The organism is Campylobacter cuniculorum DSM 23162 = LMG 24588, from assembly GCF_002104335.1.
In the GTDB taxonomy this organism is placed as follows: Bacteria; Campylobacterota; Campylobacteria; order Campylobacterales; family Campylobacteraceae; genus Campylobacter_D; species Campylobacter_D cuniculorum.
In genome coordinates this window covers 173,237-193,735 of record NZ_CP020867.1, presented here as the reverse complement: position 1 = coordinate 193,735, position 20,499 = coordinate 173,237, and the positions used below count along the sequence as shown (strand labels likewise).

Here is a 20,499-nt window from a genome sequence, read left to right as displayed (position 1 = left end):
CTATTTATCAATAAATAATTCTACTTAATTCATTTTATCTTAAAATTATCTATAATAAGCTTAAAATTTTAATTTTTATGGTAAAAAATTAAAATTTCATTTTTGCATATTTAAAATTTCTTAAAAATTCCTCTTGATGCGTGATAAAAATGTAAGAAATGAGATGTTTTTCTTGATATTTTTTTAAAAAATGCAAAATTTTTTCTATGTGGATTAAATCAAGAGAACTTGTAAGTTCATCTAAAATTAAAATTTTAGGTTTTAAAATTAAAGCTCTTATAAGACCTATTCTAGCAGCTTCTCCGCCACTTAGTTGCAAAGGTTTGAGTCTTAATAAATCTCTATTGAGCCTAAAAGCAGAAAAAAATTCAAAAATTTCTTCCTCATTTCTTTTCAAATTAAAATTATCATACACATCAAAAAGAGAAGTTTTAATGTATTTATAAGGATTTAAAGCAAGTTTTTGTTCTTGGAAGAGGTATTGAATTTCTTTTCTTAAATTTTTATTCCACTTTTGAGTGTGCAAATTTTTACCCTCATATAAAACCTCTCCAGCACTTGGAATTTCAAGCAAACATAAAATTCGAGCCAAAGTGCTTTTACCGCTTCCACTTTCTCCAAAAATTGCTAAATTTTGCCCTATTTTTAAAGAAAAATTAAGATTTTTAAACACCGAAATGCTTTGCTTTTTCAAATACCAATGTTTTTTAAATTCGTAACTCTTGCTTAAATTTTTGACTTCAAGCATAAAATTCCTTATAAGCTTTAACCCAATCACTAGAAATTTGGAAGAATAATTCTGTAGAAAAATTCTGCAAAACCTTACCCTTGCCTAAGAGCAAAATTTCATCGCTTAAATTTTTAGCTAAATTTAAATCATGGGTGATAAGAATTAAATTTGTTTGTTTTTTAAATTGTTCTAAGAGTTTGAAAATTCTAAGCTCATTTTCCTTATCCAAAGAAGAAGTAATTTCATCACAAATGAGATATTCAGGCTCACAAACTAAGGCAAGAGCCAAATGAACGCGTCTTATCATTCCAACACTTAATTGATGGGCATAAGAATGCCATAAAAGATCTAAATCTTTAAAACCTAAGCTTTCAAAACATTCAAAAGTTTTTTGTTTTCTTTGTTTTTTATCCAAATTTGTATGAGTTTTCAAAACGATGTGAAACATATTTCCTACATCTAAAAAAGGATAAAAACTTGAATGTGCATCTTGTAAAATCAACGCAACCTTACTCCTAAATTTTCCTAAATCTTTCTCTTTAAGTTTTAAAAGCTCTTCATCTGCTATTAAAAATCTTTTTGCACTTAATTTATAATTTTCATCAAAAAGTCGTATTAAAGCACGACTCAACAAACTCTTTCCCGATCCACTTTCTCCTATAATCGCTAAGGTTTTTTTATCTTCTAAACTAAAGCTTATATTATCTAAAAGCTTTTTATTTTTAAAACTTAAATTTAAATTTTCAATAATAATCATAAATGAATTCCCCAATATTTTTGTAAAAAATTGCTAAGCCAAAGCAAAGGTAAAATGAGCATAAGAAGTGCTAAAAGCGGAAAAACTATAACCCACCACGCCCCCATAAAAATCGCTTTGCTTGCATCGTTTAGGATATTACCCAAACTTGGAATGTCAAAAGGCAGTCCCAAACCAAAAAAGCTAAGAGTGGCTTCTGTGCTTATGGCATGAATGATATTTAAAACAAAAAGCAAAAAAAGCAAGGAGAAACAAGGGGGAAGAAGTTCTTTAAAAAAAGCCCTTATTTTAGAGCTTCCAAGCACAAGAGCAGCTTCATAGAACTCAAGTTTTTCTAAGGCTCTTAACTCACTTTCAAAAAGCTTAGCAATGAAAGCATAATGCGAAAGTGCTATAATAAAAATCATACTGATAAAACTTCCTTCTATAAAACTTTGAAAAAACATCATTAAGAGTAAAGACGGCAAAGCCAAAAACAAATCTAAAATTCTCATAAAAAAATTATAAAAAAACATTCTTGCGAGCAAGAGATAAAAAAGAGCGAAAACTAAGGCGAGTGATGAAGCACAAACCCCTATAAAAATAGAATTTCTAAGGGCATAAAGTACTCTTGAAAAAAGATCGCGTCCTAACATATCGGTTCCAAAAAAATGATTTGAATTTGGAGCGAGATAAAAACTTAAAAAATCACTCATGCTTGGATTATAAGAACTGAATTTTGGTGCAAAAACCAAAAAAATCATCAATGCAAAACAAAGATAAATCCTAAACATTAACTACCCTATCTAATCTTGGATTAATAAGTCCGCAAAGAAAATCTGCTAAAAAAGTAAAAAAACTTACAAGCAACACACTGATAAAAACTAAGGCTAAAACCACTGGATAATCCTTAAGAATAATGCTTTTTATCAAAAGTTCTCCCACTCCTGTATATGAAAATACGCTTTCTACGACATAAGCTCCCATAATGAAACTCAAAGCACTCGCTCCAAAATAAGCAATCATAGGATTTAAAGCATATTTAAGCACAAAATGAAAATAAATTCTTTTTTTACTCAATCCTCTCGCAAAAGCATTTAAAACAAAATTTTGTCCAAAACTTTCAATCAAAGCATTGCGTCCTATACGCACAAAAATTGCCAAATGCGATAAAACAAGCACACTAACGGGTAAAATTAAATGTTCAATTTTATTGAAAAAATCCTCTTCAAAACCCAAATCACTTGTGCCAGAAATTGGTAAAATTTGTAAAAAAACTCCAAAAATCAATATAAAAATAATACAAAGAGCAAAAGAAGGCAAGGCAAAAAAACTTATACATAATAAATTAATCATCTTGTCTATAAATCTCTCTTTATAGATTAAAGAAAGCAGAGATAAAATAATAGAAAAAACAAACAAAAACACCAAAGCACTTAGAGTGAGAAATAAAGTATTTGGCAAACGAGTTTTAAGCAAGTCTATAACCTTTTCTCCGCTCACCATAGACACCCCAAAATCTCCTTTGAAAACCTTTAAAAACCAAATTTTATATTGAGTGAATAAGGGTTTGTCAAGATTTAAATTCTTTTCAATTTGCTCTCTTACTTCTGCACTTATGGTATTAAGCCCCTCTAAAGCTGCATTACCCTTGCTATAATGCAATAGGACAAAACACAAAAAAGTACTCAAACAAGCAATCAAAATACTCCATAAAAATCTTTTTAACACTAATGTTTGCTCCATTCATAAATATTCCATGAAAAACCTACGCCATGATGCCCTAAAATTCTAGGTTTAATTCCTTTAATATCTTTATTATACACAAAAGCAAAATCTAAATACACAAGAAAGATAAAAGGAGGATCTTCACTTAAAGCATCGATAAATTCTTTATAATACCTTTTACGCTCTTCTTGATTAAAAGAAATTCGGGCTTTAAAAAGACTCTCATCAACTTTAGCATTGTGATAGTGTCCAAAATTCCAGCCTTTAGAATTTAAATGAGTATCACTAGAGCTTGTAAAAACATTAAAAGTATGAAAATCAGGGTCATACGGACTGCCCCAACCGATTAAAAAACTATCCACCTTAGAATAATCAAAACTTCCTGCAAGTTTGGTAATAACACGAGTCTTCACCCCAAGTTTTTTAAACTCACTCTGTAAAATTCCAGCCAAAATCACACGCAAAGGGTCATTACTCATCGTATAAATATCAAATTTTAAAATTTTAGAATCTTTTTCATACAATCCCTGTTTATTTTTGCTAAATCCCGCTTCTTCAAGCAAATTTTCAGCCTTTTTTAAATCATATTCAAAATGCTTAAAATCTTTAGGATTAGCCCAAGAAAGCTCCAAAGGATGCGTTGCTATAAAACCATAGCCATATAAAACATTTTTTACAATCATTTCCCTATCTACCGCATAATTCAAAGCCAAACGCACTCTTTTATCCTTGAAAAATTCATTTTCAAGATTAAACATCAAAGCCCTATAATCTGCGGATTTTTCCCTTAGAATTTCAAAGCGAGAATCTTCATTAAAAACTTTAAGCAAAGAGCTTTCAATCAAAGCGGCATCAATTTGAGAATTCTTAAGGGCTAAAGCTGCAACACTAGGATCTGCAATATGTTTTAAAATCAAATTTTGAGTTTGCACCCGAGCTAAATGATAATTTTCATTTGCCCTAAATTCCATATATTCACCCTTTTTCCACTTCACAAATTTAAATGGACCTGTTCCTATGGGATTTTGGTTGAATTGTTCTGTATTTAAATCTTTGTTTTCAAGCAAATGTGCAGGGATTATGCCTATACTCAAAGCATCTAAAAAGGCAGGATAAGGATTTTTGAGTGTGATTTTAATCTTATAAGGATTTAAAATTTCTATCTTTTCAAGTTCTTCAAATCTTATTCTTAAATTCGAGTTATTTTTAGGATTTTTAAAGGCTTCAAGACTGAATTTAACATCTCTTGCATCAAATTTAACTCCATCGTGCCAAAAAACATCGTCTCTTAAATCAAACTCATAAACAAGCCCGTTTTGACTGATTTTCCAAGATTTTGCTAAATCTCCTCTTAAATTTAAATTTTCATCAAAACGCGTCAGTCCCGAAAATACAAGTGCAATGGCTACGTCATGATCCTCGCTAAAAGCAGGATTGATACGAGAAATTTCATTTTCTACTGCAAGAATGAGCGTGTCCTTTTGAGCTAAAAGACTTGCAAAGCTTAAGCATAATAAAATCAATATCTTTAGCATAATTTCTCCTATAAATTTAATATTATAGAATAAAATCAAAATTAATGTAAGCCCTCTATGGGGATATAAAATTTTGATTTTTCAATAAAATACCTAAAAATTCAACTTTTCAAAGTGTATTTTGGTCTTTAGAATTAAAAATTTAAGCTCATAATTTGTTTTTTTTTTTTTTGATATAATAAAAACCTTAACAAAAATATATTTTTTATTAGGAGTTAATTTATGGAGATTATCGTTAATAAGCATTTGGTGGATTTTTTCAATAAAAACAAGCTTTATAGTGGTATAAATGGGGTAAGATTTAAAGAAAATGATAAAATCATTGTCCCAAATGAAGGGTATTTAGAGGAGTATAGCTCTTTTAATCAAGGCAATGTTTTATGTCAAATGGGTGCTTTTTCTTATAGTAATGCAGCCATTGCTAGAACAGATTTAAAGATTGGCAGATATTGTTCTATTGCTGCTCATCTTAATTTTAGAAAAACTCATCATCCGCTTAATATCCTTTCAACTTCATCATTTACTTATGATGGATATTTTATAATTTTTAGAAAGGCTAAAGAAGTCTTTCAATCAAATTTTCAAACTCAAACTTATAGAGATTTTGTTGTTGCGGATAAACCTACGATTTTTATGGATGATGTCTATGTTTGCACTAATGCTTGTTTAAAACCCGGAATCACTCTTCATACGGGCTGCGTTGTAGGACAAAACGCTATGGTTACAAAAGATGTGCCTCCCTATGCTGTCGTAGCTGGGAATCCGGGTAGGATTGTAAAGTATCGTTTTGATGAAAAAACTATAGAAAGACTTTTAAAATTAAAATGGTGGGAATACAATTTTTGTGATTTTGACAAAATTGACTTAAAACTTGATATCAATCACTATCTTGATAAACTTGAAGCTCGTATAGAAAACAAAGAAATTTATCCTTTTAAGCCTAAAAAATTTGATTTTCAAGAAATCATTGAAATAAGCAAACATAAAACTCAAATTTCTATTAGCAAGGCTATAGAAAAATCTAAAATTTTAAGTGCAAAAGCTCAAATTCATAATCATCTTTCTTATAAACTTGGAAATGCTATGATTAAAAATTCTAAACATTTCAAAGATTATATAAAATTGCCTTTGACTCTTTTAAATATCAATAAAAAACATAAAAAAGAACAAGAAATTTTTAGAATAATGACTCAATTTAATCCATCTCTTGCTTTACCTAAATTAGAGCAATGCAGTGATTATAAAGAAGCTTTAAAAGAAAAAGAATGCTTTACCTATAAACTCGGTCTTGCCTTAATAAAAGCTCATAAAAATTGGCACAGGGGGGGGGTATTTGAACTTTTTTCTCAAAGAGCTGCCTAAACTCAAAAATCAATATAAAAAACTCAATAAAAACAAATAAAATTTTAATATCGAGCAATAAATCAAACGAGTGAATCGCCCGAGTGCTAAAGACATTTGGGCTTCTTGTTTCTACGATAGATAGTTAATATCTTACCATACTTTGATACCCCACTAATCTGCGTAACTTCAGATAATCCCTATCCTAGATTTATCTAATTTGATTTTATATCTATCATCAATGTTTCTTATATTGATGGCAACATTGAGGTTTCTTATTATGTTTTGTATAGAGCATTAAAAATCTTTTGGTTTTTTAAATGCTAAATTTCTAAACTGATTAAACGAGCTTAAAAAATTAGCACCTAAATCTTCATTTTGAAGATTTAGGCTACAAATTCAATGAAAGCCATTTCCGCAGCATCACCGCGACGCATTCTTGTCTTAATGATTCTTGTATAGCCTCCATTTCTTGTTTTAAAATTAGGTGCGATGTCATTAACAAGTTTATGAGTACTTGTTTTGTCCTGTAAATTTGCAAAAACCACTCTATGAGCATTTAAATCTCCCAATCTGGCACGAGTGATGAGTTTTTCTACATAAATTCTTAATTCTTTAGCCTTTGGCAGTGTTGTTTCTATTTTACCGCTTTTTATAAGGGCTATAGCTAAATTCTTAAGCAAAGCCTTGCGATGTGAAGAAGTTCTACCAAGTTTTCTGTATCCATGTTTATGTCTCATTATTTATCCTTCATGTTGTGCTTTAAGTTCAGCAATTTTCTTTTCAAGAAGTTCTCTATTGTCCCCTAATTTAGAACTTCCTATAGGAAAACCTATGCTTTCCATAATGTTTTTAATCTCATCTAAGGATTTTTTACCCAAATTCTTAAGACCAGCCAATTCATTGACACTCATTAGGGCAAGTTCTCCTATATAGACCACTCCAACCTTTTCAAGACAATTAAAACTTCTCGCACTTAAATTTAAATCAGCAATATTTTGAAGTAATTTAGTGCTTTCTAATTCATTGTTTGAGGCTTGAGTTTTGATGATATTTCTCACATTAGTAATTTTATCAAAGACGGATAATTGTTTATACATTGCTTCTAAAGCATTTTGAAAAGCCTCGTTTGGACTGATTTGTCCATCCGTTGTAATGGTTAAAATGACCTTTTCATAGTCTGGATTATCTTCAAATAAAACCTTTTCTATATCGTAAGTCGCTTCACGTACAGGAGTAAAAAAAGCATCCAAAGCAATAAATTTAGAATCGTTTAAAAGTTCTTTGGTTTCTTCGCTTGGCACATAACCTATACCTTTTTCTATCACAAGAGTGAATTTAAGCTCTGCATCCTCATTGATAGTCGCCAGATACGCATCGGCATTTACAACTTCAACTTGACTATTGCTTAAATCCTTTCCGTGAATTTCCTTAGGTCCTTTAAAGCTAAATTCTACGCTCTCTTTATCTGAATTACTTTTGAGTTTAAAACGCAATTTTTTAAGATTGATAATAAAAAAGGCGACATCTTCAAGCATACCATGCATACTATCAAATTCATGAGTCACACCCTCAATGTGAATAGCTGTTGGAGCATAACCTATAGTGCTGGTATAAAGCAAACGACGCAGAGGATGAGCCAAAGTGATTCCATAACCTATCTCAAAAGGCCAAGCACTGATTTTAGCCACAGTATCACTGATATTTTCTATGGTAAATTCTGTTGGCGTATAAGCAGATGTTTTAATATTCTTCATAATTTAGCCCTTATTATTTTGAATAAAGCTCGACGATATATCTTTCCTCTACTGGAATGACAACTTCTTCTCTTTCTGGATTACGTGTGAAAATTCCAAATCTCTTGTCCTTTTCAACATCAACCCACGCAACAATGCCTGTTTGTGCTGTAAGTTCGATTGCTCTTGTGATTTGAGGATTATTTTTGCTTTTTTCAATCACCTCAATTTTAGCCCCAGCTTCAACCCGATAACTCGGTATATCCACTCTTTTTCCATTGACCAAAATATGTCCGTGAGTGACAAGCTGTCTTGCAAATCTTCTTGTTGTCGCAAAACCCATTCTATAAACCACATTATCAAGTCTTTGCTCTAAAAGCTGTATCAGTAAAACCCCTGTATTGCCTTCTTTTCTTGCGGCTTCACTGAAAAGTCTTCTAAACTGCTTTTCACTCACTCCATACATAAATTTAGCTTTTTGTTTTTCTCTAAGCTGAAGTCCATATTCGCTGATTTTACCTTTTCTCGCTCCGTGTTGTCCGGGTGCATAGGGACGTTTATCTAAAGCACTTTTACCTGAAAGTCTTCTTTCACCTTTCAAAGCTAAACTAACACCAAAGCGTCTTTCTAGTTTTTCTACGGGTCCTCTATATCTTGCCATAATTTTCTCCTTATATCAAACACGACGACGTTTAGGTGGTCTGCAACCATTATGAGGTAAAGGCGTGATATCTTTTAAGAAAGTTACCTTAATCCCTTCAACAGCCCCAACACTTTTAACAGCAGTTTCTCTACCGCTTCCAGGTCCTTGCACTTTAATGCCTACTTCTTTTATGCCGTGTTCTTTTGCTTTGTTTAATGCATCTTCTACCGCTTGTTGTGCTGCATAAGGCGTTGATTTTTTAGAACCTTTAAAACCAAGTCCCCCTGCACTGCTCCAAGCAATAGCATTTCCCATTTCATCAGTAATTGTAACCATAGTATTGTTAAAGGTTGCACTGATATAAACAATACCTTTTGCTATATTTTTTTTAGCAATTTTTTTCTTAACAATCTTTCTTTTTGCCATATTTTAATCCTTTAACACTTCTTATGATTTTGCACCAACTGTTTTTCTTTTGCCTTTACGAGTCCTCGCATTAGTTTTTGTTTTTTGACCGCGTACAGGCAAACCTTTTCTGTGTCTTAATCCTCTATAATTCCCTAAGTCCATAAGGGCTTTTATATCCATAGCCACTTGCTTTCTAAGATCGCCCTCAACCCTATAATTTTCTTGAATCTCTTTACGAATCGCCGCAGCTTCATCTTCGCTCAACTCATAAACCCTTTTATCGTAAGAAATTCCTGTTTTATCAAGAATTTTTCTTGAAGTAAAAAGACCTATACCATAGATATAGGTTAGCCCATATTCAATTCTTTTTTTCTTTGGTAAATCCACACCTGCAATACGAGCCATATCTATCCTTGTCTTTGTTTGTGTTTTGGATTTTCGCAAATAATGCGAACGATACCTTTGCGACGAATCACTTTACATTTGTCGCACATCTTCTTAACCGATGCCCTAACTTTCATAAGTTTCTCCTCAAATATATAAATTCCACTTCTTGATTGTGAATGCATCAGGTTAATGAACCAACTATTTTCAAAATAAGTGGTGAATTTTGAAAACACTTCTTTGTAGTTTGATGCATATATCACAAAAAATTCTAATTATATCTAAAATAGCTTTTAAATAACTTAGAGTTTTTTATTTATATCTAAAAGTGATGCGACCTTTATCAAGACTATAAGGCGTTAATTCAACTTTAACCCTATCTCCGGGCATTATTCTTATATAATGCATACGCATCTTTCCTGCAATATGACAAAGAATCACATGCTTATTGTCTAATTCCACTTTAAAATTTGCATTAGGCAAGGCTTCAATCACATTGCCATCAATCTCAATCACATCATCTTTTGCCAAAATTCCCTCCTTTATTTAAAAATTTGTTAAAATTATAGGCTCTGTAAAAGGCATATGAGCCCCTAAAATTTGGATGTTTTTATCTTTAAATTCTTTAAAAAATTTCTCCCTTGTTTTAATGGCTTCTTCTGCATCCACATCAAAACTGACAGCAATTTGGGGATGTTTAATTTGCACATCAAAAGCATAGACTAAATCCGCCCAAAAAGCGAGATGATTGCCTATCATAATGATATTATGCCCCGGAGTGTGTCCATAAGCAGCTATGGCTTTAAGTCCTGAACCCTCGATGATTAAATCCTTATCATGAGTAAAAAACTCTATATTTTCTAGCCTTTCTAAGGCATTTTTGATGGCTTCGTTTTGACCATCAATCCAATAATCATGTTCTTTTCTATCCATTAGAATTTTAGCCTTAGTGAAAGGATTTTCCTCGCCCATTAAAGCACCGATATGATCAGGATGTGCATGTGTTAAGATGATATAATCAAGTTCCTCGCTTTTGACTTTATTGTCTTGCAAAAAAGCTTGAAGTTTATCCAAAGTATCCAAATAACCTGTGTCGATTAAGGCTGTGAAATTTGGATTTTTGATTAAAATCACATTGTGTTTGTTGATTTTTTTATCCTTATAAACTTCAGCAATGAGTTTTTTATCCTCTTCATTTTTAGGGATTAATATATTTTTATCAACAACATTATCTTTAAGAGAAGTGATAAAAATTTGATTTTCTCCAACCTTAGTTGTAAAAGTATCTTGTGCAAAAAGACCTAAAGTTAATAAACAAAACGATAAAAACCATTTCAACATATCAATTTCCTTTTATTTTTTATTTAAGCTAAAGATTATAATGTAAATAAATTAATATTCAAAAAATTTGCTTAAATTTTGATGAAATTTTAATTAAAATACAATTATAATAAACAAAAATGATTTGTAAATATAACTTCAATTGATTTTTATGGAGAAAATATGCCTTTTATTTTAGAGCTTTTAAGACAAAATAAACTAAGAATTGCATTTTTTTTATTTTTTAGTTTTTTTGCAAGTATTATGGGAGTTTTGACCTTAGTTTTTATTAATGAAGTTTTACTTAAAAACACTGAACATATTCCTATTTTTAATTTTATTTTTCTTTTAATCATCTTTTTTATAAGCACTTCTTTTGTGGAAATTAGTCTTAGTGTTTTTGGACAAAATTTTATCTTTAAAATGCAAAGACGGGTTGTAAAACAAATCTTAGATACACCCTTACTCAAAATAGAACAAATCGGCAAAGCAAGACTTTTAGCCTCTTTAAACTCTGATGTAAGGAGTGTTTCATTTGGACTTTTGCGTTTGCCTGAATTTTTACAAGCTTCGATTTTAATCCTTTGCACCTGCTTTTATCTTTTGTATCTCTCTCCGCAACTTTTCTTGCTTTGTTTTGTGTGGATATTGTTGATTTTTGTTAATAATCATTTTTTGATGTTAAAGGTCTATAAATGTTTTAGAAAGGCTAGAGAAAGCGATGATGCTTTGAATTTGAATTATCAAAATATACTTGAAGGGCATAAAGAACTCATTATCAATGCTTTTAGGGCTAAGTACTATTATGAAGAAGAATTTGAAAAAAAAGCAGAAGAAAAAAGAATTCATAACATAAAAGGTAATGTCTTAAATAATATTTCAAATAATATCACCAATATCGCTCTTCTTGCCTTAGTCGGTGTGCAGTTTTATTTAGCCTTGCATTTTAAGCTTACAAGCATAGAAAATGCGGCAACCATTGCTTTATCTATACTCTTTTTAAGAACGCCTTTGGTCTCTATGATTAGCTCAATTCCAACTTTAATTCTAGCAAAAATCGCACTTGATAAGATTGCAAAACTTGAGCTTGACGCTTATAAAGAGAATTTTACCCTCTTAGATGAAAAGGTCAAATGGAAAGAAATTCGCTTTGAAAATACAAGTTTTTCTTACCAAAATTTTCAACTCAATCCTGTCAATTTAAGTCTTAAAAAAGGAGAGTTAGTTTTTTTAATCGGAAAAAACGGGAGCGGAAAATCCACTTTTTGTATGCTTTTAACAGGACTTTTTCAACCAAAATCAGGAGCCATTTATCTTGATGATGAAAAAATTAACGCCAAAAACATCCAAAAATACAGAAAACTCATCAGTGCAGTATTCAGTGATTTTCATCTTTTCACTCAAACCCTTAAAGACACAGAATTTGCAAATCAAGAAAGAATTGATTTTTGGCTTAAATTTTTAGAACTTGAGAGTAAAACAAGCGTTGAAAACAATCATATCAGCATAACCAAGCTTTCTATGGGACAGAAAAAACGTTTGGCTATGTTCATTGCTTTGCTTGAAGAACGTGATATTTTAGTGCTTGATGAATGGGCAGCTGATCAAGATCCTGTATTTCGTCGCTTTTTTTACAAAAAGCTTTTGCCTCTTCTTAAAGAAGAGGGTAAGACTATCTTTGCTATCACGCACGATGATTCTTATTTTGATATTGCCGATAGAATTTTTCTTGCACAAAATGGTGAAATTTCAGAGCTTAAAGGTGATAATATCAAAGAATTAGCTAAAAATTTAGTCGCACATTTTGATTAAAATCCTTTTTAAATTCTTTCAAAAACAAAAAGATTCTTCTATCATTTTAAATCAATAAAATCTTTTAAGAATTTTAGTTTTTTAAGAATATTTTTGCTAAGATAGACGCTCAAAAATTAAATCAAGGATAAAAAATGCAAAATAATTCGCGTCTTCGTATCGCCATACAAAAGTCCGGAAGACTTTCTAAGGAATCTTTGCAACTTTTGAAAGATTGTGGAATTAAAATGCATATTCATGAACAAAATTTAATTGCCTTTTCTACGAATTTTCCCATAGATATTTTAAGGGTAAGAGATGATGATATACCCGGACTTGTTTTTGATGGTATTGTAGATCTTGGCATTATAGGCGAAAATGTCTTAGAAGAAAATGAGCTTGAGAGAAAATCTTTAGGAGAAAAAGCTTATTTTAAACTGCTTAAAAAGCTTGATTTTGGGTATTGTCGTCTTTGTTTGGCTCTCCCTCATGATGCTCAATTTGAAAATTTAAAAGATTTTGAAGGACTTAGAATCGCTACTTCTTATCCTCATCTTCTTAAAAATTTTATGAAAAAAAATGGGATAAATTACCAAAACTGCACCCTTACAGGTTCTGTTGAAATTGCTCCTAAGGCGAATTTAGCCGATGCAATTTGTGATTTGGTTTCAAGTGGGGCGACCTTGCAAGCAAATGGACTTAAAGAAGTTAAGACCATTTATGAATCAAAGGCTTGTTTGATACAAAAACAAGACCCCTTAAATGAGACAATTCAAGCCCTTGTTGATAAAATTTTGCTTAGAGTTGAAGGAGTTATCGGTGCTAAAGAGTCTAAATACATTATGCTTCATATTCCAAAAGAAAAGCTAAGTGTCATTGAAAAGTTATTGCCCGGACTTGAAAAACCTACGATTATACCGCTTGCTCACGATGAAAAAAAATTAGCTATCCATATAGTGAGTAAAGAAAATTTATTTTGGGAAACTATGGAAACCCTAAAAAAAGAAGGTGCAAGTTCGATTTTAGTTTTACCAATAGAAAAAATGTTAAGGTGAGAAAATATGGAAATTTTAATCTATGAAAATTTAAATCAAATACAAAAAAAAGAAATTTTAAGGCGTCCTGCTGTGAAAGCAAAAGATGAAATTTCAAAGATTGTTGAAGAAATCATTCAAGATGTAAAAAAAAGAGGTGATGAAGCCTTGATAGAACAGGCTTTAAAATTTGACAAAGTTACAATTTCAAGCATAAAAATCAGTCAAGACTCAATAAAAAACGCAAGTAAAAGAATTGATAAAGAATTAAAAAAAGCGATTAAACTTGCCTTTGAAAATATTAAAAAATTCCACGAAGCACAAATTTTTAAAAAAATAAAGCTTGAAACAACCAAAGGCGTAAAATGTGAGCTTTTAACGCGTCCTATTGAAAAAGTCGGACTTTACATACCCGGAGGACTTGCTCCTTTATTTTCAACTGTTTTAATGCTTGCCATTCCCGCTAAGATTGCAGGATGTGAAAAAATTGTCCTTGCAAGTCCTGCTAAAATCAATGATGCTGTGCTTTTTTGTGCCAATTTATGCGGAGTTGATGAAGTTTATCAAATGGGCGGAGCAGGAGCCATCGCTGCTTTAGCCTATGGGACTCAAAGCGTTGAAAAAGTGGATAAAATTTTTGGTCCTGGAAACGCCTTTGTTACTGAAGCTAAGGCTAGAGTGAGTGCGGATATTGAAGGGGCGGATATTGATATGCAAGCGGGACCAAGTGAGGTTTTAGTTATCGCTGATGAATACGCTAATGCTCAATTTGTAGCAAGTGATTTACTCTCTCAAGCTGAACATGGAGCGGATTCTCAAGTACTTTTGGTGTGTTTGAGTGAAAACTTTGCCCAAAAAGTTAATGATGAGGTGCAAAAACAGCTTGAAAATTTAGCACGAAAAGAATTGGCATCGCAAAGCATAGTGCATTCTAAAATCATTGTTGCAAAAAATTTAGAACAAAGCCTTGAAATTTCAAATGCTTATGCTCCAGAACACCTCATCATACAAACTCAAAAACCACGAGAACTCTTAAGTGGAATCAAACATGCTGGATCGGTATTTTTAGGGGCTTATTCTCCTGAATCTATGGGAGATTATGCAAGCGGAACCAACCACGTTTTGCCAACTTATGGCTTAACCAAAACTCATTCAAGCTTGAATCTTGCGGATTTTAGTAAAAAAATGACCGTGCAAGAACTTAGCGTTAAAGGTTTTAAAAGACTTGGAAAAAGTGTTGCGATTTTAGCGGCTGCTGAAGCCTTAGATGCCCATAAAAATGCTGTGGAATTGCGACTTAAAAGCTTGAAAGAAAAATAAAATGGGTCAAAAAATTCTTTTTATCGATAGAGACGGCACTCTCATTGAAGAGCCAAAGAGTGATTTGCAAGTTGATAGCCTTGAAAAGCTACGTTTTGAAAATGGAGCGATTCCAGCCCTTTTAAAACTTAAAAATTTCGGTTTTCAATTTGTCATGATTAGCAATCAAGACGGACTAGGAAGCCCTACTTTTAGCAGAGAAAATTTTGAATCGGCTCATCAAAAAATGCTTGATATTCTTAAAAGTTGCGGAATAGAATTTAAAGATATTTTCATTTGTCCGCATTTTGAACACCAAAATTGTGAATGCAGAAAACCAAAAACAGCAATGCTTAAGGATTATATCCAGCACAAACTCTACGATAGAGAGCAAAGTTTTGTCATAGGTGATAGAGAGAGTGATATGGCTTTAGCTCAAAATTTAGGCGTTAGAGGGTTAAAATATGGAACTTTCACTTGGCAAGAACTCTGTGATGAAATTTTAAGCACTTTTAGAAATGCAAGTGTTTCGAGGATTACTAAAGAGACTAAAATTCAAGTTAAACTTGCTTTAAATGGAGGGAAAATCAAGCTTGATACAGGTGTGGGCTTTTTCAATCATATGCTTGAGCAAATTGCTGTGCATTCGGGCATAGGGCTTGAAATTTCTTGCAAAGGGGATTTAGAAATTGATGAACATCACAGCGTTGAAGATGTGGCTTTAGCCTTTGGAAGTGCGATAAAAAAAGCTTTAGGTGATAAAATCGGCATAGGACGCTATGGTTTTGTTTTGCCGATGGACGAAGCTCTTGCAAGCTGCAGCATAGACTTTTGCAACCGCCCTCATTTGGTTTATAAAGCTAAATTTAAAAAGCAAAAACTTGGAGAATTAAGCACTGAAATGATAGAGCATTTTTTTTATTCTTTAAGTTATTCTATGGGAGCAAGTTTGCATTTAAAAGTTAAGGGACAAAACGAGCATCACAAGGCTGAAGGGCTTTTTAAAGCCTTTGGAAGAGCTTTAAAAATGGCGATTAAAATAGAAGATGAAAAACTCGCAAGCTCTAAAGGTGTGATATGAATTATTTTTAGAAGTCAAGGCTAGAAATGTTTAAAATTTGCAGGAATGTTTAAAATGATTCAAAGCATTAAGCCCAAACAAAATCATTTAGATGAAAAAATGACAATCAATTTAGGAAGCTTTTATACACCTAAAATCTTAGTTTCTAAGGCTTACGAACTTTTAGAAAAATACATCAAAAATCTCAAAGAATACACTTTTTTAGATAGCTCTTGCGGATATGGGGATTTTTTTACACAAGATTTAGATTATATCGGTGCGGATATTGATGAAATGGCTTTAAACAAAGTAAAAAATGCCAAAAGTATTTGCACAAATTCTTTATTTGAAGTCCATAGATCAAAATTTGGCATTAAAGATAATCAAAAAATTATAATTATCGGAAATCCTCCCTATAACGACAAAACCTCCATCATTCGCTCTGAAATAAAAAAAGAATTGCATTCTTGTGATGAAAAATTGCGACATAGGGATTTAGGAATTTCTTTTTTACGCTCTTATGAGCTTTTAAATCCCGATTTTGTTTGCGTTTTGCATCCTTTATCATACTTGATTAAAGAAGCAAATTTTAAGGCTTTAAAGGATTTTAAACTCCATTTTAGATTGATTGATGATGTGGTCGTTTCATCGGAATTTTTCACTCCAAAATCCAGCACATTTTTCCCTATTATCATAGCTTTGTATGAAAAAACCAAGCAAGGTATGGACTATGAATATATCAAAAAATATACATTCAAAACATTAGAACAACATACCTTTTCTTTATCGCAGTTTGATAGTATCAATCATTATATTTGTAAATATCCTAATCCAAAGGACACAAGAAAGGCTGTAGCTTATTTTCATCCTCTAAGAGATATTAACGCTCTAAAACGCAATAAAACCTTTATACAAAACCCAAATAAAAATGCGATAAAAATCTTTAAGGAGAATTTAAAATATTATATTTATATCCATTTTTTTAAAAAATATGCCCATCTTTTACCCTATTATTTTGGAAATATGGACATTTTTATAGATAATGCTTCTTTTAAAAGCATTGAGGATGAACTCTTAGCTTGGTTTTATCAAAAAAAATATAATGAAGAAAAGATTAAAACATATTTTTTGCATTATTTTACAAATTTAAAGGATAAAAATGCATGAATTTAAAATGCTTTACGAACTTGCTTTAACTGCTGTTGGTGGTAAGATTAGAATCAAAGAACGTCATACTTTCAATGATTATGGAAAGCCTATCGCACCCACGCAAACAAAAATTAATATTAAACATTATATAGAATGGCAAATCGGATATGATGAAGTTGTGAAAAAAGACGCTTACCATTTCGTTGGTGCAAATAAAAAATTTAAAAAACTATACGAATTAAGTGATATAATTTGGCAATTTTATAGACAAAATATTATAAAAAAGGAAACACTCTTAAAACTTAAAACTTTTTTAGAGAATAATGACGCACTTATAGAGGATAAAATGCAAATCAATCGTAGTGTATTTAAACCCCTTAAAATTGCTCACATTGACTTCTTAGAATCTAAAATTTCTTATCCTTTGCTTGTGTATTCTTTTAAAAATAATAATTTTTTAAGCGAAATTGTTATCAAAGAAAAACAAAAGGCTATAGGAATTCAAGCGATGTTATTTTTTTGCTTTCCGCTTTATTTGCTTAAAGACTCAAAGGGAAAGGAAAGTTTTTTGGGCAGAAAAATTCAAAGCAAAGAGAAAGGATACTTAGAAATTAATGAGAAAAATATTGACATTTTTATACAAATGCTTAAGATTTTTGGTATTTTAAGCCCAAATCACAAATATGATCTTATACAGATTTTAAACTTTATTCTTAAAACTTAGCAGGTGTTTAAATCAAGTCAAAATTTAAAAGGACTCTAATGCAAAAAGATACCATCTTACAAGGCAATTGTTTAGAAATTTTAAAGACTTTTCCAGAACAAAGCGTGGATTTGATTTTTGCTGACCCACCTTATTTTATGCAAACACAAGGAGAGCTTTTAAGAACAAATGGTGAGCTTTTTAGTGGAGTGAGTGATGAATGGGATAAATTTGAATCTTTACAGGCTTATGATAGTTTTTGTAAAGCTTGGTTGCGTGAATGCAAGAGAATTTTAAAAAATAATGGGAGTATTTGGGTTATAGGCTCTTTTCAAAACATCTTTCGCTTAGGATATATTATGCAAGATTTAGGATTTTGGATTTTAAATGATATCATTTGGAATAAACCTAATCCTGTGCCAAATTTTAAGGGAACAAGATTTTGCAATTCACATGAAACTCTGATTTGGTGTTCTAAAAATAAAAATGCCCCTTATACTTTTAACTATAAAACTATGAAATTTTTAAACAATAACAAACAAGAAAAATCTGTTTGGAATATAGGAATTTGCATAGGTAATGAAAGATTAAAAGACGCATCGGGCAAGAAAATTCACTCCACTCAAAAACCTCAATCTTTGCTTGAAAAGGTGATAATGTCTAGCTCAAAACAAGGGGATTTGATTTTAGACCCTTTTTTGGCACAGGAACAACAGGAGCAGCAGCAAAAAAATTAAACAGACATTTTATAGGCATAGAACAAAACGAATTTTATGTTAAAATTGCTTATTCGAGGATTGAAAAAGTTAAAACATTATCCAATGAGCTCATTCAAGGCAAACTTGAAACCAAACCACCTAGAGTAAGCCTTGAAATGCTTAAATGTGCCGGTTTATTAAGTGAAAATGAAAAATTTTATGATAAAAACAAAAATTTCATCTGCACTCTAACAAAAAACAATAAAGTCAAAGACAAAGACGCAACACTAAGCATACATAAAATGGCAGCAAAATATTTAAATAAAGAAAATTATAACGGCTGGAATTATTTTTATATTTTTAAAAATGGGGATTTTGTGAGTATCGATAGTTTAAGATATGGATATGAAAAACTCGTAAATCTTAAAGATACAATATAAATGATGATAGTTATTTTATAAATTTTTTAGATTAAATTACGATATAATACGCCTTTATGCAAATTCAATATAAAAAGGATTAAAATGACTTTTTTGAAATGTGCTGAAGAGATTTTACAAGATGCGGAGTATCCGCTAAGCTACAAGGAAATATGGAAATTCGCTGAAGAGAGAGGTTTGGCAAAAAAACTTGTAAGCTCTGGAAAAACCCCTATAAGAAGTTTAGCAGCCCGTCTTTATGTTAATATAAGAGATAAAGCGGATTCTATTTTTATGTTTGCTTCCAAAAAACCTACAACATTCTGGCTTAAAGCAAGGGAAAGGGAATTAGCAAACTTAGAAACTAAGATTAATGAAAACAATGAAGCGGAGGAATTGGGAGTCAAGGAATTAAATGAAGGAAAGAAAAGGTTTAATGAGAGAGATTTACATCCTTTATTTGTGAAATTTCTAAAAGATAGTAAAGACAACAAATTTAATGCTTATGCAAAAACCATCTATCACGAAAAAAGCACCAAAAATCAAAAAGGTGTGGATAAATGGAATTTTCCCGACATTGTTGCTGTGCATTTTCCTTTTGATGACTACACAGAAGATGCCTTAGACCTTGCAAAAAATATCAATCAAAGCAAACCTAAGATTTATTCTTTTGAGCTTAAAATTGCACTGAGTTGGGGCAATCTTAAAGAATCTTATTTTCAAGCGGTGAGTAATTCTAGCTGGGCTAACGAGGGCTATTTGGTTGTTTTTGAGGAGATAGACAATGAAATTTTAGACGAGATTAAAAGATTGAATCAAAGTTTTGGAATCGGGTTGATACAACTTGGACTTGAGGACATAGAATGCATTTTAAATGCTAAAGAAAGGGAGCTGGATTTTGAAACCATTGAAATGCTGATTGAGAAAAATAAAAGATTTTAAAGAATTTATACAAAATGTCAATAAAGATTTTAAAACTAATGACAAGGATAGAATTGCTATACAAAATTATGATAAAATCTTAGATGATGAGAAACTTGAAAATTATATTGAAAATAAAAAAATCACTCAAGACTAGTTTTCTAACCATAAAACAAATTTCAAATAGAGTGTTTCTATATCAAACAAAACATTAATTTCAGTTTATTTTGCTAAAATGCTATTAGTTTTTAGAATTTTTATGAAAGCAAAAAAATGAAAATCACCATTATCGACACAGCTTGTGCAAATTTAGCTTCTTTGAAATTTGCTTTAGACAGATTAGGATTTAAAAATCAAATCAGCAAAGATTTAAAAATCTTAGAAAATTCCGATAAACTTCTCTTACCCGGCGTTGGAACTGCCTTAAAAGCGATGAATAACTTAGAAAATTTTAAACTCATTGATTTTATCAAAAACACTCAAAAACCTCTTTTGGGAATTTGCTTAGGAATGCAACTTTTAGGAGAATTTTCAGAAGAACTTTCTCAAAACACTTTAAATATCATTCCTTTTAAAACTTCTAAATTTGAAGAAAAACAAGGCTATGCTTTGCCTCATATGGGTTGGAATCAGGTTTTAAGTCAGCACGAGCTTTTTAAGGGTTTGCAAGGAGGATATTTTTATTTTGTGCATAGTTATTGTGTGAAGTTAAATCCCTACACAATCGCAACTTGCGAGTATTCTAAGCCCTTTAGTGCAGCAGTGGCTAAAGATAATTTTTATGGTGTGCAATTTCATCCCGAAAGAAGTGCAGAAGCGGGAGAGCTTTTGCTAAAAAATTTTATACAAAACATAGGATAAGCG

At 31.3% G+C, this 20,499-nt stretch carries 21 protein-coding genes and 2 pseudogenes; 10 read left to right on the top strand and 13 right to left on the bottom strand.

Features of this window, described 5'->3' with window-relative positions; all coding sequences use genetic code 11:
- Positions 1 to 88: 88 nt before the first annotated feature.
- The 5 genes from CCUN_RS01010 to CCUN_RS00990 are packed head-to-tail and all read right to left on the bottom strand — an operon-like array spanning position 89 to position 4,729.
- The gene (locus CCUN_RS01010) at positions 89 to 748 is read right to left on the bottom strand and encodes an ABC transporter ATP-binding protein (RefSeq protein ID WP_027305082.1); all 660 of its coding nucleotides are present in this window, start codon (positions 746 to 748) and stop codon (positions 89 to 91) included.
- Positions 741 to 1,484 (bottom strand): ATP-binding cassette domain-containing protein, encoded by a 744-nt coding sequence (locus tag CCUN_RS01005; protein ID WP_027305083.1) that lies wholly within the window; start codon positions 1,482 to 1,484, stop codon positions 741 to 743. The genes CCUN_RS01010 and CCUN_RS01005 overlap by 8 nt, the downstream gene beginning before the upstream one ends.
- Positions 1,484 to 2,260 (bottom strand): ABC transporter permease, encoded by a 777-nt coding sequence (locus CCUN_RS01000; protein WP_027305084.1) that lies wholly within the window; start codon positions 2,258 to 2,260, stop codon positions 1,484 to 1,486. The genes CCUN_RS01005 and CCUN_RS01000 overlap by 1 nt, the downstream gene beginning before the upstream one ends.
- The gene (locus tag CCUN_RS00995; protein ID WP_027305085.1) at positions 2,253 to 3,197 is read right to left on the bottom strand and encodes an ABC transporter permease; all 945 of its coding nucleotides are present in this window, start codon (positions 3,195 to 3,197) and stop codon (positions 2,253 to 2,255) included. Before CCUN_RS00995 ends, CCUN_RS01000 begins: the two co-directional genes overlap by 8 nt.
- Positions 3,197 to 4,729 (bottom strand): ABC transporter substrate-binding protein, encoded by a 1,533-nt coding sequence (locus CCUN_RS00990; RefSeq protein ID WP_027305086.1) that lies wholly within the window; start codon positions 4,727 to 4,729, stop codon positions 3,197 to 3,199. Before CCUN_RS00990 ends, CCUN_RS00995 begins: the two co-directional genes overlap by 1 nt.
- Positions 4,730 to 4,951: 222 nt before the next feature.
- On the opposite strand from CCUN_RS00990, the gene CCUN_RS09890 reads away from it, so the two are divergent.
- Positions 4,952 to 6,091, top strand: a complete 1,140-nt coding sequence (locus tag CCUN_RS09890; protein ID WP_051521669.1) for a CatB-related O-acetyltransferase — start codon at positions 4,952 to 4,954, stop codon at positions 6,089 to 6,091.
- A gap of 365 nt (positions 6,092 to 6,456) precedes the next feature.
- Here the strand turns inward: CCUN_RS09890 and rplQ are convergent, their stop codons facing one another.
- From rplQ to CCUN_RS00945, 8 genes are all read right to left on the bottom strand, one after another.
- Positions 6,457 to 6,810 carry a 50S ribosomal protein L17 gene (gene rplQ, locus CCUN_RS00980; protein WP_027305087.1) on the bottom strand — a complete coding sequence of 118 codons (354 nt, stop codon included), beginning with the start codon at positions 6,808 to 6,810 and terminating at the stop codon, positions 6,457 to 6,459.
- A gap of 3 nt (positions 6,811 to 6,813) precedes the next feature.
- Entirely contained in the window at positions 6,814 to 7,827 is a 1,014-nt protein-coding gene (locus tag CCUN_RS00975; protein ID WP_027305088.1) for a DNA-directed RNA polymerase subunit alpha, read from the bottom strand.
- A 13-nt stretch (positions 7,828 to 7,840) separates the two neighbouring features.
- Positions 7,841 to 8,467 carry a 30S ribosomal protein S4 gene (rpsD, locus tag CCUN_RS00970; protein ID WP_027305089.1) on the bottom strand — a complete coding sequence of 209 codons (627 nt, stop codon included), beginning with the start codon at positions 8,465 to 8,467 and terminating at the stop codon, positions 7,841 to 7,843.
- A 15-nt stretch (positions 8,468 to 8,482) separates the two neighbouring features.
- The gene (gene rpsK / locus CCUN_RS00965; RefSeq protein WP_027305090.1) at positions 8,483 to 8,875 is read right to left on the bottom strand and encodes a 30S ribosomal protein S11; all 393 of its coding nucleotides are present in this window, start codon (positions 8,873 to 8,875) and stop codon (positions 8,483 to 8,485) included.
- Between the two features lie 21 nt (positions 8,876 to 8,896).
- The gene (rpsM, locus tag CCUN_RS00960; protein ID WP_027305091.1) at positions 8,897 to 9,262 is read right to left on the bottom strand and encodes a 30S ribosomal protein S13; all 366 of its coding nucleotides are present in this window, start codon (positions 9,260 to 9,262) and stop codon (positions 8,897 to 8,899) included.
- Positions 9,263 to 9,264: 2 nt separating this feature from the next.
- The gene (gene rpmJ / locus CCUN_RS00955) at positions 9,265 to 9,378 is read right to left on the bottom strand and encodes a 50S ribosomal protein L36 (protein ID WP_027305092.1); all 114 of its coding nucleotides are present in this window, start codon (positions 9,376 to 9,378) and stop codon (positions 9,265 to 9,267) included.
- 175 nt (positions 9,379 to 9,553) lie between these two features.
- Positions 9,554 to 9,772 carry a translation initiation factor IF-1 gene (gene infA, locus CCUN_RS00950; RefSeq protein WP_027305093.1) on the bottom strand — a complete coding sequence of 73 codons (219 nt, stop codon included), beginning with the start codon at positions 9,770 to 9,772 and terminating at the stop codon, positions 9,554 to 9,556.
- A 15-nt stretch (positions 9,773 to 9,787) separates the two neighbouring features.
- The gene (locus tag CCUN_RS00945; RefSeq protein WP_084483653.1) at positions 9,788 to 10,582 is read right to left on the bottom strand and encodes an MBL fold metallo-hydrolase; all 795 of its coding nucleotides are present in this window, start codon (positions 10,580 to 10,582) and stop codon (positions 9,788 to 9,790) included.
- 162 nt (positions 10,583 to 10,744) lie between these two features.
- On the opposite strand from CCUN_RS00945, the gene CCUN_RS00940 reads away from it, so the two are divergent.
- The 9 genes and pseudogenes from CCUN_RS00940 to hisH all read left to right on the top strand — a co-directional run bounded on the left by CCUN_RS00940 (position 10,745) and on the right by hisH (position 20,496).
- The gene (locus tag CCUN_RS00940; protein WP_027305095.1) at positions 10,745 to 12,373 is read left to right on the top strand and encodes a multidrug ABC transporter permease/ATP-binding protein; all 1,629 of its coding nucleotides are present in this window, start codon (positions 10,745 to 10,747) and stop codon (positions 12,371 to 12,373) included.
- A 134-nt stretch (positions 12,374 to 12,507) separates the two neighbouring features.
- Positions 12,508 to 13,407 carry an ATP phosphoribosyltransferase gene (hisG, locus tag CCUN_RS00935; RefSeq protein ID WP_027305096.1) on the top strand — a complete coding sequence of 300 codons (900 nt, stop codon included), beginning with the start codon at positions 12,508 to 12,510 and terminating at the stop codon, positions 13,405 to 13,407.
- Between the two features lie 6 nt (positions 13,408 to 13,413).
- Positions 13,414 to 14,706 (top strand): histidinol dehydrogenase, encoded by a 1,293-nt coding sequence (gene hisD / locus CCUN_RS00930; protein WP_027305097.1) that lies wholly within the window; start codon positions 13,414 to 13,416, stop codon positions 14,704 to 14,706.
- A gap of 1 nt (position 14,707) precedes the next feature.
- Positions 14,708 to 15,766 carry a bifunctional histidinol-phosphatase/imidazoleglycerol-phosphate dehydratase HisB gene (gene hisB, locus CCUN_RS00925; protein ID WP_027305098.1) on the top strand — a complete coding sequence of 353 codons (1,059 nt, stop codon included), beginning with the start codon at positions 14,708 to 14,710 and terminating at the stop codon, positions 15,764 to 15,766.
- A gap of 105 nt (positions 15,767 to 15,871) precedes the next feature.
- Positions 15,872 to 16,912: a hypothetical protein gene (locus CCUN_RS00920; protein ID WP_027305099.1), complete on the top strand. Its 1,041-nt coding sequence runs from the start codon at positions 15,872 to 15,874 to the stop codon at positions 16,910 to 16,912.
- On the top strand, positions 16,905 to 17,618 hold the full coding sequence (locus tag CCUN_RS00915) for a R.Pab1 family restriction endonuclease (protein ID WP_035175609.1): 714 nt from the start codon (positions 16,905 to 16,907) through the stop codon (positions 17,616 to 17,618). The genes CCUN_RS00920 and CCUN_RS00915 overlap by 8 nt, the downstream gene beginning before the upstream one ends.
- A 38-nt stretch (positions 17,619 to 17,656) precedes the next feature.
- Positions 17,657 to 18,735: pseudogene (locus CCUN_RS00910) on the top strand (DNA-methyltransferase).
- A gap of 84 nt (positions 18,736 to 18,819) precedes the next feature.
- Positions 18,820 to 19,792: pseudogene (locus CCUN_RS00905) on the top strand (HTH domain-containing protein).
- Between the two features lie 116 nt (positions 19,793 to 19,908).
- A complete protein-coding gene (gene hisH, locus CCUN_RS00900) occupies positions 19,909 to 20,496 on the top strand; it encodes an imidazole glycerol phosphate synthase subunit HisH (RefSeq protein WP_027305101.1) in 588 nt (195 codons plus the stop codon).
- Positions 20,497 to 20,499: the final 3 nt, after the last annotated feature.

What these genes read in the sequence shown, in the direction of transcription:
- rpsK (WP_027305090.1), bottom strand. Translation starts at nt 8,875, where the DNA reads ATGGCAAAAAGAAAGATTGTTAAGAAAAAAATTGCTAAAAAAAATATA.
- CCUN_RS01000 (WP_027305084.1), bottom strand. Translation starts at nt 2,260, where the DNA reads ATGTTTAGGATTTATCTTTGTTTTGCATTGATGATTTTTTTGGTTTTT.
- rpmJ (WP_027305092.1), bottom strand. Translation starts at nt 9,378, where the DNA reads ATGAAAGTTAGGGCATCGGTTAAGAAGATGTGCGACAAATGTAAAGTG.
- hisD (WP_027305097.1), top strand. Translation starts at nt 13,414, where the DNA reads ATGGAAATTTTAATCTATGAAAATTTAAATCAAATACAAAAAAAAGAA.
- CCUN_RS00990 (WP_027305086.1), bottom strand. Translation starts at nt 4,729, where the DNA reads ATGCTAAAGATATTGATTTTATTATGCTTAAGCTTTGCAAGTCTTTTA.
- rpsM (WP_027305091.1), bottom strand. Translation starts at nt 9,262, where the DNA reads ATGGCTCGTATTGCAGGTGTGGATTTACCAAAGAAAAAAAGAATTGAA.
- hisB (WP_027305098.1), top strand. Translation starts at nt 14,708, where the DNA reads ATGGGTCAAAAAATTCTTTTTATCGATAGAGACGGCACTCTCATTGAA.
- hisG (WP_027305096.1), top strand. Translation starts at nt 12,508, where the DNA reads ATGCAAAATAATTCGCGTCTTCGTATCGCCATACAAAAGTCCGGAAGA.
- CCUN_RS00975 (WP_027305088.1), bottom strand. Translation starts at nt 7,827, where the DNA reads ATGAAGAATATTAAAACATCTGCTTATACGCCAACAGAATTTACCATA.
- CCUN_RS00945 (WP_084483653.1), bottom strand. Translation starts at nt 10,582, where the DNA reads ATGTTGAAATGGTTTTTATCGTTTTGTTTATTAACTTTAGGTCTTTTT.
- hisH (WP_027305101.1), top strand. Translation starts at nt 19,909, where the DNA reads ATGAAAATCACCATTATCGACACAGCTTGTGCAAATTTAGCTTCTTTG.
- CCUN_RS09890 (WP_051521669.1), top strand. Translation starts at nt 4,952, where the DNA reads ATGGAGATTATCGTTAATAAGCATTTGGTGGATTTTTTCAATAAAAAC.
- CCUN_RS00940 (WP_027305095.1), top strand. Translation starts at nt 10,745, where the DNA reads ATGCCTTTTATTTTAGAGCTTTTAAGACAAAATAAACTAAGAATTGCA.
- rpsD (WP_027305089.1), bottom strand. Translation starts at nt 8,467, where the DNA reads ATGGCAAGATATAGAGGACCCGTAGAAAAACTAGAAAGACGCTTTGGT.
- CCUN_RS00915 (WP_035175609.1), top strand. Translation starts at nt 16,905, where the DNA reads ATGCATGAATTTAAAATGCTTTACGAACTTGCTTTAACTGCTGTTGGT.
- CCUN_RS01010 (WP_027305082.1), bottom strand. Translation starts at nt 748, where the DNA reads ATGCTTGAAGTCAAAAATTTAAGCAAGAGTTACGAATTTAAAAAACAT.
- rplQ (WP_027305087.1), bottom strand. Translation starts at nt 6,810, where the DNA reads ATGAGACATAAACATGGATACAGAAAACTTGGTAGAACTTCTTCACAT.